The following is an 11,430-nucleotide window of genomic DNA, read 5'->3' as shown; positions in this document are numbered from 1 at the left end:
CTCGGCGGTACGGGTCGGCTCCCGCCGGGGGTGGCCAATGCCCCTGTGCCGGGCTCGGCGGTACGGGTCGGCTCCCGCCGGGGGTGGCCAATGCCCCTGTGCCGGGCTCGGCGGTACGGGTCGGCTCCCGCCGGGGGTGGCCAATGCCGCTGCGCCGGGCTCGGCGGTACGGGCGGGGTTTCGGCTGGCCGGTGGTGCGGGAGTGCGGGCCGGCTCCCGCCGGGGGTGACCAATGCCGCTGCGCCGGACTCGGCGGTACGGCCTGTGCCTGCTGGTCGGTGGTGTGGGGGTGTGGGCCGGTGCCCCGGCGGAGTGTCTCCTCGGCTCGGCGCGGTCTCCTTGTCCCGGCCAGGCGGCCTTGGTCGCGCCTCGTCCTGCGGGGACACTCCCCCGTGTCCCCGCCCCACGCCACGGCTCCGCCCAGGCGACACCACGCCCTCCCGGAGCCTGCCCGTACCGCTGGAGGGAGGCCCGGCAGGGGTGTCCCCGCCCCACGCCACAGCTCCGCCCAGGCGACACCACGCCCTCCCGGAGCCTGCTCGTACGGCTGGAGGGGGCTCGGCAGGGGTGTCCCCGCCCTACGCCGCGGCTCCGCCCGGGCGACACCACGGTTTTCCGGAGCCTGCCCGTACGGCTGGAGGGGGGACGGGCAGGGGTGTCCCCGCAGGACGAGGCGCGACCACCGGGTACAGCCGGGACAAAGAGCACGCGCCGAGCCGAGGAGACACCCCTGCCCGGCCCCCCGACCCACCCGCACCACGCCCGCAACCCGGGACCCGCGACACGCTCCCGACCCCGCGAAGCCAGCCCCGGACCCGCCGAGCAACCCCGCAGGGGCCCGGCCCCCCGACCCCGCCGCACCGTGCCCGCAACCCGGGGCCCGCGACACGCTCCCGACCCCGCGAAGCCAGCCCCGTATCCGCCGAGCAACCCCGCAGGGGCCCGGCGGCACGCTCCCGACCCCGCGAAGCCAGCCCCGGACCCGCCGAGCAACCCCGCAGGGGCCCCGTTCGGGGGATATGTGACGCTTGAACCCGTGCGCATCCTCGTGGTCGAAGACGAAGAAGGCCTCGCCGAGTCCCTGCGGCGCGGCCTGTCCGCCGACGGGCACATCGTCGACGTCGCGCACGACGGCCACCGCGGCCTGGACCTCGCCCTCGCCGGCGGCCCGTACGACGTCGTCCTGCTCGACCTGATGCTCCCGGGTCCCGGCGGCCGCGCCATCTGCACGCGCATGCGCGCCCACGGCGTCACCACCCCCGTGCTGATGCTCACCGCCAAGGACGGCGAGCACGACGAGGCCGAGGGGCTGGACGCCGGCGCCGACGACTACCTCACCAAGCCGTTCTCCTTCGTGGTCCTGGCCGCCCGGATCCGGGCGCTGGTGCGCCGCGCCGGGTCCGTGGACCGCGGCATCCTCCGGACCGGCGACCTCGTCCTGGACCCGCGGGGCCGCCGCTGCCGCCGCGGCGAGCGGGACGTCGAGCTCACCGCCCGCGAAGTCGGCGTGCTCGCCTGCCTGATGGAGCAGCCCGGCCGGGCCGTCGCCAAGCAGGACATCCTCGACGAGGTCTGGGACACCCCGCACGACATCGACCCGAACATCGTCGAGGTGTACGTCTCCTCGCTGCGCAAGAAGATCGACGCACCCTTCGGCCGCCGCTCGATCCGCACCGTCCACGGCACCGGCTACCGGATGGCCCCCGACGGTGGCTAGGGGGTGTCCGGCCGGCCGGGCCGGATCGGGGAGCGGGGGCGACCCGGGGGTCCCCCCGGGCGGAGTCCGGGGGGTGGGGCGCGGTGCCAGGGCCCGCGGGCCCGGTGTGACCGGCACGACGCCTCCTGGGCGACGGCCCGGGATACGGGCGCGTACCGCCGCGGCCGCCGCCCTCGCCATGGCCGCCGTCCTGGCCGCCGGCGGGCTCTGGCTGCACGCCCTGCTGCGGGCCAACCTCCTCGACAACACCACCGGCCGCACCGAGCTCGCCGCCCTCAGGGCCGCCGCCCAGCTCGACGCCCGTACCCCGCCGCCCGGCGGACGGCTGCCCGCACCGGAGAACGGCGTGGACCTGGTTCTCGTACGGGACGCCGCCGGCCGTACGGTCGCCGCGACCGGGGGCGACCCGGGGCGCGCAGCCGCCCTGGACGGCGCGCCGCGGCCCGGCCCCGGCGAGGACGCCCGCTCGGCCGTGCTCCCGCCCGAGCACCCCGGCGGGCACCGGCGGGCGGTGGTCGCCGTAGCCGCGCCCGGCGGGTACACGGTCTACGCCATGACCGTGCTCGGCGACGTCGACGACGCGACCCGGGCCGTCGCCGTCGGGCTGCTCGCGGGCGCGCCCCCGCTGACCGGCTTCGCCGCGGCCCTGGCCTGGTGGGTGACCGGCCGTGCGCTGCGTCCGGTGGACGCCATCCGCACCGAGCTGGCGTCGGTGACCGCCAGCGAGCTGGACCGGCGGGTCCCGGACCCCGGCGGGGCGGACGAGATCGCGCGACTGGCGCGGGCCGTGAACGCCACGCTCGACCGGCTGGAGCGCTCCGACGCCCGGCAGCGGCAGTTCACCGCGGACGCCTCGCACGAGCTGCGCAATCCGCTGGCCGCCGTACGGTCCCGGCTGGAGGTGGCGCTGGCGGCCGGCCGCCCCGACCGCGAGTCGGTCGGGGCCGCGCTGGCCGAAACCGAGCGGCTCCAGCGGATCGCGGCGGACCTGCTGCTGCTGGCGCGCCTGGACGGCGGGCCGCCGCCCCGGACCGAGCCGGTGGACCTGGCGCTGCTGGCCGCGGAGGACGTGGCGCGCCGGGGTGGCGCCCGGGTCGCGCTGCGGCTGGACGCGCGGGCGCCCGTACCGGCGGCCGGGGACCCGGCGCGGCTGGAGCGGGCGCTGGCCAACCTGGTGGACAACGCCCTGCGGCACGCCCGCTCCGAGGTCGCCGTCCGGGCCGCGGAGCAGGACGGCTGGGCGGTCCTGGAGGTCACCGACGACGGCCCGGGCATCCCCGACGCGGACCGCGACCGGATCTTCGAGCGGTTCGTCCGGCTGGACTCCGGCCGCAGCCGGGCGGGCGGCGGGACGGGCCTCGGCCTGGCCATCGCCCGCGAGATCGCGCGGGCGCACGGGGGCGACGTACGGGCATGGGCGGCGCCGGATGGGGGCGCGCGGCTGGTGCTGCGGATCCGCCAGGGGGTGGGCCCGGGCGGCGGCCCGGCCTGAGCGCCCCTTCAGGAACCTCAGGATTCCTTCAGCGGGTCTGCCCCACCATCGACTGGCATGAGCGCGCACCGGAGGAAGACGACGACCCGACGCCGCCGCCCGTCCCGCCGGCGGCGGCTCGGTCGCACGCTGCTGGTCACGGGCTGTGCGCTGGCGGTCATGGCGGGCGGGGGCGCCTGGTACCTGTACCGGGACCTGGCCGCCGGCATCGGCAGCTCCAAGGTGCTCGAAGGGGCCGAGAAGTCGAGGTTCGGCGACACCAACATCCTGCTCATCGGCCTGGACAGCCGCCGGGACCAGAACGGCGAGAAGCTGCCGCAGGAAGTCCTCGACCAGTTGCACGCCGGCAGTTCGGACATCGGCGGATACAACGCGAACACCCTGATCCTGCTGCACGTGCCGGGGGACGGCGGCCGGGCGACGGCCTTCTCGGTGCCGCGCGACGACTTCGTCGACATTCCCGGCCACGGCAAGGACAAGATCAAGAAGGCGTACGGGCTGGCGAAGGCGCAGAAGGAGGGGCAGCTCGCCGCGCAGGGCATGAAGGACGCCCGGCAGCTGGAACGGGAGGGCCGGGAGGCGGGGCGGGCGGCGCAGATCGCGACGGTGCGCGACTTCCTGGGCGTGCCGGTCGATCATTTCGCCGAGCTGAACCTGGCCGGTTTCTACCACCTCGCGGACGCGCTGGGCGGCGTACCGGTGTGCCTGAACAAGGCGGTGAAGGACCGGTACTCGGGCGCCGACTTCCCGGCGGGCCCGCAGACGCTCGACGGCCGGCAGTCGCTCGCCTTCGTACGCCAGCGGCACGGCCTGGAGGGCGGCGACCTGGACCGGACGAAGCGGCAACAGGCCTTCCTCGCGGGCGCGACGAAGAAGCTGAACTCCGCCGGGACCTTCACCGACCCGGTGAAGCTGATCAAGCTGATCGACGCCGCGAAACAGGACGTGGTGACCGACCGGGGGTGGGACCTGCTGTCGTTCGTGAAGCAGGCGAAAAGCCTGTCCGGCGGCAGGGTGCGGTTCACGACACTCCCCGTGGAGCGCTTCGGGCGGAACCGTGGGGAGGACATCAACGTCGTAGATGATATGAAGATAAAGCGCCTCATTGCAGAGCAGATCGGACCCAAGGCTTCCGCAAGCCCCGGCGCACCGAGCGCCTCGGCCGACGCGCCCGGCGCCACGCCGGGGGCGCGTGAGGCGTCACCGCCCTCCTCGCAGCCCTCCCCGTCCGCCCCCCAGGACGGCGACGGCATCCCGTGCGTGGACTGAGGCCCCTGACGACGGCGGGCGCCCGCCGTCGCACCGAGGCACTGCTCCTCGCCTTCGTCGTCGCCATCGCCGTCTTCGGGCACGCCGCCGCGGGTCTCGCGATGAACGGCGGGCTCCCGCCCAACCTCGCCCGTTTCGCCGTCAGCATGACGCTGCTGGCACTGGTGGGGCACCTGGGCGTGCGCCGCTTCGCGGCCTACGCGGACCCGCTGGTCCTCCCGCTCGCCATGCTGCTGACCGGGCTGGGGCTGGTCCTGATCCACCGGCTCGACCAGAGCTACATCGAGCGGTGGAACGCGGACGCCAACGCCCCGGGCCAGCTGCTGTGGACGGTGGTCGGCGTCGCCGCCTGCATCGCGGTCCTGGCCCTGCTGCGTGACCACCGGCTGCTCCAGCGGTTCATCTACCTCACGATGGCGGTCGCGCTGGTGCTGCTGATCGCGCCGGCGTTCTTCGGCGCGGACACGTACGGCGCCAAGAGGTGGATCATCCTCTTCGGGTTCTCGGTTCAGCCCGGCGAGTTCGTGAAGATCATGATCGCGATCTTCTTCGCCGGCTATCTGGTCATCCACCGGGACTCCCTCGCCCTGACGGGCCGTAAGTTCCTCGGCATGAGGCTGCCTCCGATGCGCCAGCTCGGGCCCATCATCACGGTGTGGATCCTCTCGATGCTGGTGCTGGTCTTCGAGCGGGACCTGGGAACGTCGCTGATCTTCTTCGGCGTCTTCGTGGTGATGCTGTACGTCGCCACCGAGCGCACCAGCTGGATCGTGTGCGGCCTGCTCATGGCCTCGGCGGGCGCCTTCGTGGTCGGCTCGACGGAGCCGCACGTCAAGGCGCGTGTGGCGGCCTGGCTGAACCCGCTCTCCGTCTACTGGGAGAACCCTCCCCCGGGCGTCACCTCGGACCAGTCGGCGCAGGCGCTGTTCAGCTTCGGTACGGGCGGTGTCTCCGGGACCGGCCTCGGACTGGGGCACCCCGAGCTGATCAAGTTCGCCGGGCGCAGCGACTTCATCCTCACCACCGTGGGCGAGGAGCTCGGCCTGGCCGGGGTCATGGCCGTACTGATCCTCTACGCGCTCCTCGTGCAGCGCGGGCTGCGGATGGCACTCGGCGCCCGCGACCCCTTCGGCAAGCTGCTGGCGGTGGGCCTGGCCTCGGCGCTGGCGCTTCAGGTGTTCGTGGTCGCCGGAGGCGTCACGGGCCTGATCCCCCTGACCGGCAAGGCGCTGCCCTTCCTGGCGAAGGGCGGCTCGTCCCTCCTGGCCAACTGGATCATGATCGCCCTCCTCCTGCGCATCAGCGACAGCGCGGAACGCCAGCGCGAGGCCGACGCCCGAGGCCCGGCGGAAACGACGATCACCCCGGTGGTGCGGGTGTAGGGGGTACGGAATCCCGCGCCCCGGCCCCTCCACCCCCGCGGCCCCGCCCCCTGCGTCGGGGTGGTGGTCGGGGGTGGGAGGCGCGGGGTGGTGTGGGGAGCGGGATGCAGGGGGCGGGTGGGCGGCCACCGGCCGGGGCGGTGGGGCCGCGGGGGTGGAGGCGCCGAGTGCGCGGAGGTTCGTACCGGCCCCTACAGGTAGTCCTCCAGGCGGCCGATCCTGTAGCCCTGCTCCTGGATGCGCTGGAGCATGCGGGTCGTCATCTGGATCTCCGTCGCGCCCTTGAGTTCGGACGGGCCGCGGAAGTGGGCCAGGATGATGTCGCCAGGCTGGAGGGCGGAACCCTGGGCGTACTGGAAGTTGTTGATCTGCATCGACACCCGCCACAGCAGGACCGACGAGACTCCGCACTCCGAGGCGGCCCGGAGGGTGTCGTCGTTGTAGTTGCCGAAGGGCGGGCGGAAGAGCGGCGGGCGTCGGCCGAAGCGCTGCTCCAGCCTGTCCTGCTGGCCGCATATCTCCTTCTTCTGCGCCTCGAAGGAGAGGGTCCGCAGGTTCGGGTGGGTCAGCGTGTGGTTGTTCACCGTGCTCGCCGAGCCGTTGTCGCGGAGCTTCTCGAAGTACCCGTAGTCCGAAGAGGCCACGCTGTCCGTCAGGAACATGCTGATCGGCAGCTGGAGGTCGGCCGCCATCCTCAGGAACTCGGGGTCCTTCTCCGCGCCGTCGTCGAAGGTCAGGAAGACTATTTTCTCCCCGGCCGGCACGGGTATTCGGTCTATCACCGGGACCTTGCCCGGGGATGCCTTGGGGATCTGCGGCTTCTGTGCGGGCTTCGGCGCGTACTGGACGGGGGCCGTCAGGCCCCACTTCCGGTACGCCTCGTCCGACGCGCCCCCCTGCGCGGGGGCGGGCGAGGACCCGGGCGCCGTCGCGGACGCGGACGGCGTCCGCGACGGCTCCTGCGTCGTCTTGCGGCCCAGCCGTTCGATGGGCTCCACGCTCTCCCCGCACCCCGCCAGGGAGAGCGCGAGCGCGCCGGCCGCCAGCGTTCCGGCTACCAACCGGCGCGCATACCTCACAAGTAGTCCTCCAGGCGGGCCACGGCATATCCCTTGTCCGTGACGGTCTTCATGACATGACGGATCATGTCAGGCATGGTGCCCTTCCAGTCCTCCTTGCCCCGGAAGTGCGTGAGGATGATGTCACCGGGGTGCAGGTCGCGGTCCCACTCGCGGTAGTCCATGCGGTTCGTGAACGCCTCCGCGTTCCACAGCGGGACGGCCTTGATGCCGCAGGACTTCGCCGCCTTGAGGGTGTCGTCGTTGTAGTTGCCGTACGGCGGCCGGAAGAGGGTCGGACGCTTGCCGAAGGTCTTCTGGATGGTGTCCTGCTGGCCGCAGATCTCCTCGCGCTGCTGCTCGTACGACAGCCCGGGCATGTAGCGGTGGTTGAGGGTGTGGTTGTTCAGGGTGACGCCGGCGGCCTGCATCTGCTTGAAGTACGGGTAGTTGTCCTTCACCAGGTAGTCGCTGAGGAAGGCCGTGTACGGGATCTTCAGCTCCTGCATCATCTTCAGGAACTCGGGGTCCTTCTCCGAGCCGTCGTCGATGGTCAGGAAGACGACCTTGTCCTCCGTCGGGACGGTGGTGAAGACCGGCGGCAGTTCGTCCTCTTCGTGGTTCCACACCTCGAAGCCGTCGCGCGTGCTGATCTCGGGCTTCTCCTTCGGCGCCGCGGGCGCGGCGAGCGGCACCTGGCGCAGGCCCCACTTCTTCGCGGCGGCGACGCGTGCCTGCTGCAGCGCCTTGGCCTTCTCGGCGGCGCTGAGCGCGCCCGCAACGCCCGCCTCCGCGCCCTTGGCGGCCTTCTCCTTCTCGGCCTTGTCCGGGGCACCCGACTGCCCCGAGCCGCACGCCGTGCCGAGGGCGGCTACCAGCAGGGCGGCCACGGCCACCCCGAACCGGCCGCGCGGACCCGCCGCGCACCGGTGACCCAGTTGCGTCTTATCTTCCCTTTGTCCGACTAGCTGCATAGCAGCGCATCCTGGCACCCGACACGCGGGCTTCCGGGACGACACCGCGCACCGGGGCGCGACGTTCCTCCGACCGGCCCACACACCCCGTCGCCGACAATGGACCCGTGACCCCCGAAGACTTCGCCGCCCTCCTCACCCCCGAGGGCCGCGCCCTCCTCGACTCGCTCCGCGACTACGAGCCGGCCCGGGAGCTGGCCGTCGCCACCCGGCTGCGCCGCGAGCACCCCGCAGGGCTGGTCTCGGCGGCCCTCGGGCAGGCCCGGCTGCGGCAGCGCGCGGTGGCGAAGTTCGGGGCCGAGGACGCCTTCCGGATGTACTTCACCCCCGGCGGCGGCGAGATGGCCACCCGCGCGTCGGTGGCCTCCTACCGGGCCGAACGGCTCGCGGCGCTCGGCGTGCGCAGCGTCGCCGACCTGTGCTGCGGCATCGGCGGCGACGCCCTCGCCCTGGCCCGGCTCGGCATCCGGGTGCTCGCGGTGGACCACGACCCGCTGACGGCGGCCGTCGCGCGCGCCAACGCCGAGGCGCTGGGCCTGGCGGACCTGATCGAGGTCCGGGAGGCGGATGTGACGGAGGTGGACACCACCGGCTACGACGCGGTCTTCATCGACCCGGCCCGGCGCGGGGGGCGCGGGCGGATCTTCGATCCGGAGTCCTACTCGCCGCCGCTGTCGTGGGCGGTGGAGACGGCCCGAGCGGCGAAGTACGCGGCCATCAAGATCGCCCCGGGGATCCCGCACGAGGCGGTCCCGGCGGAGGCCGAGGCCGAGTGGATCTCGGACCAGGGAGACGTCAAGGAGGCCGTGCTCTGGTTCGGCACCGCCCCCGGGACCGTGCGCGCCACCCTGCTCCCCGGGCCGCGCGGGCTGCACACCGCCGATCCGCTGCCCGACCCGGAGGCCGGGCCGGTCGGCCGCTGGCTGTACGAGCCCGACGGCGCCGTGATCCGCGCCCATCTGGTCGCCGAGGTCGCCGAGCGGCTGGACGGCCGGCTCATCGACCCGACCATCGCCTACATCACCGCGGACGAGCTGCGGGAGACGCCGTACGCGACCGCGTACGAGATCACCGACGTGCTGCCGTTCGGGCTGAAGAAGCTGAAGGCGCTGCTGCGCGAGCGCGAGGTCGGGATCCTGACCGTGAAGAAGCGCGGTTCGGCCATCGAGCCCGAGGAACTGCGCAAGAAGGTCAAGCCGCAGGGCCCGAACTCGGCGACCGTGTTCCTGACGCGGGTGGCGGGCGCCCCCTCGATGCTGATCGGCGCACCCGCCGTGCCGCCTGCCGTACCGCCTGCGGCGACGCCCGGGCAGTGACGTGCCAGGCGGCCCAGGCGGCGCGGGGCGGGCGGCGCAGGCGGCGCGGGGCGGGCGGACCGGGCGGCGCGGGGCGGGCGGCGCGGGGCGGGCGGACCGGGCGGCGCGGGGCGGGCGGCGTGGGGCGGGCGGACCGGGCGGCGCGGGGCGGGCGGACCGGGGCGGGCGGACCGGGCGGCGCGGGGCAGGCGGCGTGGGGCGGGCGGACCGGGCGGCGCGGGGCGGGCGGGGGTCGCCGCGCCGGGCGCCTGCCGGGCGGGGGGGCCGCCCGGCTCATGGGCCCGGAGGCCGGAAGATCGCGGGCCCTCCGGCTAACCTCCGTCGACCTCCACCGACTCGAACCGCCAGCGGTGCACCGCGCGCGTGATCAGGTCGGCGGCCGGCTCGGGCAGTTCGGGCAGGTCCGCCGCGATGCCCTCGGCCGCCTCCCACCAGGTGATCACGAGTACCCGCTCCTGCGGGGCCCGGAACACCTCGCGGCGCACCGGTTCCCTGGCCAGGATCTGGGCCCGGGCCCACTCCAGCAGCTCGTTGCCCCGGCCGTCGGCGGCCCGGGCCTCCCACATCAGCGCGACGGTGCTCACGAGTAGAGGTTGTCCTTGCTCAGCTCGTGCACGTGGTCGTGGTCGTGCCCGTGACCGTGACCGTGACCGTGCGCGTGGCCGTGGCCGTGCCCGGCCGGGTCGTCGTGGCCGTGCGCGTGGGCCGTGCCCGGCACGTGCGGGTCCGTGACCGGCAGCGAGGAGTCCGCCGACAGGTCCCAGTCCGAGGCCGGACGGTTCCGCCTGACCATCTCCGCGCCGAGGGCCGCCACCATCGCGCCGTTGTCTGTGCAGAGCTTCGGCCGCGGCACGCGCAGGGTGATCCCCGCGGCGTCGCAGCGCTCCTGGGCGAGCGAACGCAGCCGGGAGTTGGCCGCGACACCGCCGCCGATCATCAGGTGGTCGACGCCCTCGTCCTTGCACGCGCGGATCGCCTTGCGCGTCAGCACGTCCACGACGGCCTCCTGGAAGGACGCCGCCACGTCGCGCACCGGCACCTCCTCACCCGCGTTCCGCTTCGCCTCGATCCAGCGCGCCACGGCCGTCTTCAGCCCGGAGAAGGAGAAGTCGTACGCGGGGTCGCGCGAGCCCGTCAGGCCGCGCGGGAAGTTGATCGCCTTCGGGTCGCCCTCCTTCGCGAGCCGGTCGATGACCGGGCCGCCGGGGAAGCCCAGCTGCAGCACGCGCGCGATCTTGTCGAAGGCCTCGCCCGCGGCGTCGTCGATGGTCGCGCCGAGCGGCCGTACGTCGGAGGTGATGTCGGGGGCCAGCAGCAGCGAGGAGTGGCCGCCGGACACCAGGAGCGCCATGGTCGGCTCGGGCAGCGGCCCGTGCTCCAGCTGGTCCACGCAGATGTGCGAGGCCAGGTGGTTGACGCCGTAGAGGGGCTTGCCGAGGGCGTAGGCGTAGGCCTTGGCGGCGGAGGTGCCCACCAGCAGCGCCCCGGCGAGGCCGGGTCCGGCCGTGACGGCGATGCCGTCGAGGTCGCGGGCGCTGACGCCGGCTTCCTTCAGGGCGCGTTCGATGGTGGGGACCATCGCCTCCAGGTGGGCCCGCGAGGCCACCTCGGGGACGACGCCGCCGAAGCGCGCGTGCTCGTCGACGCTCGACGCGATCGCGTCCGCGAGGAGGGTGGTGCCGCGGACGACGCCGACGCCGGTCTCGTCGCAGGACGTCTCGATGCCGAGGACGAGCGGTTCGTCAGCCATTGCTCTCACTGCTCTCAGTTCGTGCTTGTGCGGGGTCGGTCAGGCGCATGACGAGCGCGTCGACGTTGCCCGGCTGGTAGTAGCCGCGCCGGAAGCCGATGGGCTCGAAGCCGAAGCGCTCGTAGAGCTTCTGGGCGCGGGTGTTGTCCACGCGCACCTCCAGCAGCACCTCGGCGCACTCGAACGCGGTGGCGGCGCGCAGCAGGTCGGTCAGGAGCCGGGCGCCGAGCCCGGTCCCCCACTGGTCGCGGGCGGCCGCGATGGTCTGTACGTCGGCCAGGTCGCCGGCGGCGGCCAGCCCGGCGTAGCCGACGAGGCGGCCGTCGGCCGTCTCGGCGACGACGTAGCGGCGGGTGGCCTGCGGGCCGCGCGCGTGGGCCAGTTCGGACCAGAACATCCCGGCGGACCAGGCGTCCTCGGGGAAGAGGTCGTGTTCCAGTTCCAGCACGGGTGCGATGTCCCACCAGCGCAT

General features: G+C 74.0%; 10 protein-coding genes. 5 read left to right on the top strand and 5 right to left on the bottom strand.

The window, feature by feature from the left end; translation table 11 throughout:
* Positions 1 to 1,036: 1,036 nt before the first annotated feature.
* The 4 genes from ACIPXC_RS28140 to ACIPXC_RS28125 all read left to right on the top strand — a co-directional run bounded on the left by ACIPXC_RS28140 (position 1,037) and on the right by ACIPXC_RS28125 (position 5,860).
* Positions 1,037 to 1,717, top strand: coding sequence for a response regulator transcription factor (locus ACIPXC_RS28140; protein ID WP_401623696.1), 681 nt, complete (start codon positions 1,037 to 1,039; stop codon positions 1,715 to 1,717).
* A 106-nt stretch (positions 1,718 to 1,823) separates the two neighbouring features.
* Complete coding sequence (locus ACIPXC_RS28135) at positions 1,824 to 3,209, top strand: sensor histidine kinase (RefSeq protein ID WP_401623694.1); 1,386 nt, start codon at positions 1,824 to 1,826, stop codon at positions 3,207 to 3,209.
* A 57-nt stretch (positions 3,210 to 3,266) separates the two neighbouring features.
* Positions 3,267 to 4,478 (top strand): LCP family protein, encoded by a 1,212-nt coding sequence (locus ACIPXC_RS28130; RefSeq protein WP_401623692.1) that lies wholly within the window; start codon positions 3,267 to 3,269, stop codon positions 4,476 to 4,478.
* Positions 4,466 to 5,860 (top strand): FtsW/RodA/SpoVE family cell cycle protein, encoded by a 1,395-nt coding sequence (locus ACIPXC_RS28125; protein WP_401623690.1) that lies wholly within the window; start codon positions 4,466 to 4,468, stop codon positions 5,858 to 5,860. Before ACIPXC_RS28130 ends, ACIPXC_RS28125 begins: the two co-directional genes overlap by 13 nt.
* Positions 5,861 to 6,051: 191 nt before the next feature.
* On the opposite strand, the gene ACIPXC_RS28120 is transcribed toward ACIPXC_RS28125, so the two are convergent.
* Together ACIPXC_RS28120 and ACIPXC_RS28115 are read right to left on the bottom strand one after the other, a co-directional pair.
* Positions 6,052 to 6,921, bottom strand: a complete 870-nt coding sequence (locus ACIPXC_RS28120) for a polysaccharide deacetylase family protein (protein ID WP_401623688.1) — start codon at positions 6,919 to 6,921, stop codon at positions 6,052 to 6,054.
* Positions 6,922 to 6,935: 14 nt separating this feature from the next.
* A complete protein-coding gene (locus tag ACIPXC_RS28115) occupies positions 6,936 to 7,814 on the bottom strand; it encodes a polysaccharide deacetylase family protein (RefSeq protein WP_401623700.1) in 879 nt (292 codons plus the stop codon).
* Positions 7,815 to 7,999: 185 nt separating this feature from the next.
* On the opposite strand from ACIPXC_RS28115, the gene ACIPXC_RS28110 reads away from it, so the two are divergent.
* The gene (locus ACIPXC_RS28110; protein WP_401623686.1) at positions 8,000 to 9,208 is read left to right on the top strand and encodes a methyltransferase domain-containing protein; all 1,209 of its coding nucleotides are present in this window, start codon (positions 8,000 to 8,002) and stop codon (positions 9,206 to 9,208) included.
* 311 nt (positions 9,209 to 9,519) lie between these two features.
* Here ACIPXC_RS28110 and ACIPXC_RS28105 read toward each other — a convergent pair whose 3' ends face one another.
* From ACIPXC_RS28105 to rimI, 3 genes are read right to left on the bottom strand one after another with little or no spacing between them, the layout of a single operon-like run.
* Positions 9,520 to 9,792 (bottom strand): hypothetical protein, encoded by a 273-nt coding sequence (locus ACIPXC_RS28105; protein WP_401623684.1) that lies wholly within the window; start codon positions 9,790 to 9,792, stop codon positions 9,520 to 9,522.
* Positions 9,789 to 10,958 carry a tRNA (adenosine(37)-N6)-threonylcarbamoyltransferase complex transferase subunit TsaD gene (gene tsaD / locus ACIPXC_RS28100; RefSeq protein ID WP_401623682.1) on the bottom strand — a complete coding sequence of 390 codons (1,170 nt, stop codon included), beginning with the start codon at positions 10,956 to 10,958 and terminating at the stop codon, positions 9,789 to 9,791. Before tsaD ends, ACIPXC_RS28105 begins: the two co-directional genes overlap by 4 nt.
* Entirely contained in the window at positions 10,951 to 11,430 is a 480-nt protein-coding gene (gene rimI / locus ACIPXC_RS28095; RefSeq protein ID WP_030653711.1) for a ribosomal protein S18-alanine N-acetyltransferase, read from the bottom strand. Before rimI ends, tsaD begins: the two co-directional genes overlap by 8 nt.

The organism is Streptomyces sp. NPDC090021 (assembly GCF_044748225.1).
Lineage (GTDB): Bacteria > Actinomycetota > Actinomycetes > Streptomycetales > Streptomycetaceae > Streptomyces.
This window is presented reverse-complemented; position numbering and strand designations above follow the sequence as displayed.

Coding starts and splice junctions, on each gene's coding strand:
- ACIPXC_RS28130 (WP_401623692.1), top strand. CDS start 3,267: ATGAGCGCGCACCGGAGGAAGACGACGACCCGACGCCGCCGCCCGTCC.
- tsaD (WP_401623682.1), bottom strand. CDS start 10,958: ATGGCTGACGAACCGCTCGTCCTCGGCATCGAGACGTCCTGCGACGAG.
- rimI (WP_030653711.1), bottom strand. CDS start 11,430: ATGCGCTGGTGGGACATCGCACCCGTGCTGGAACTGGAACACGACCTC.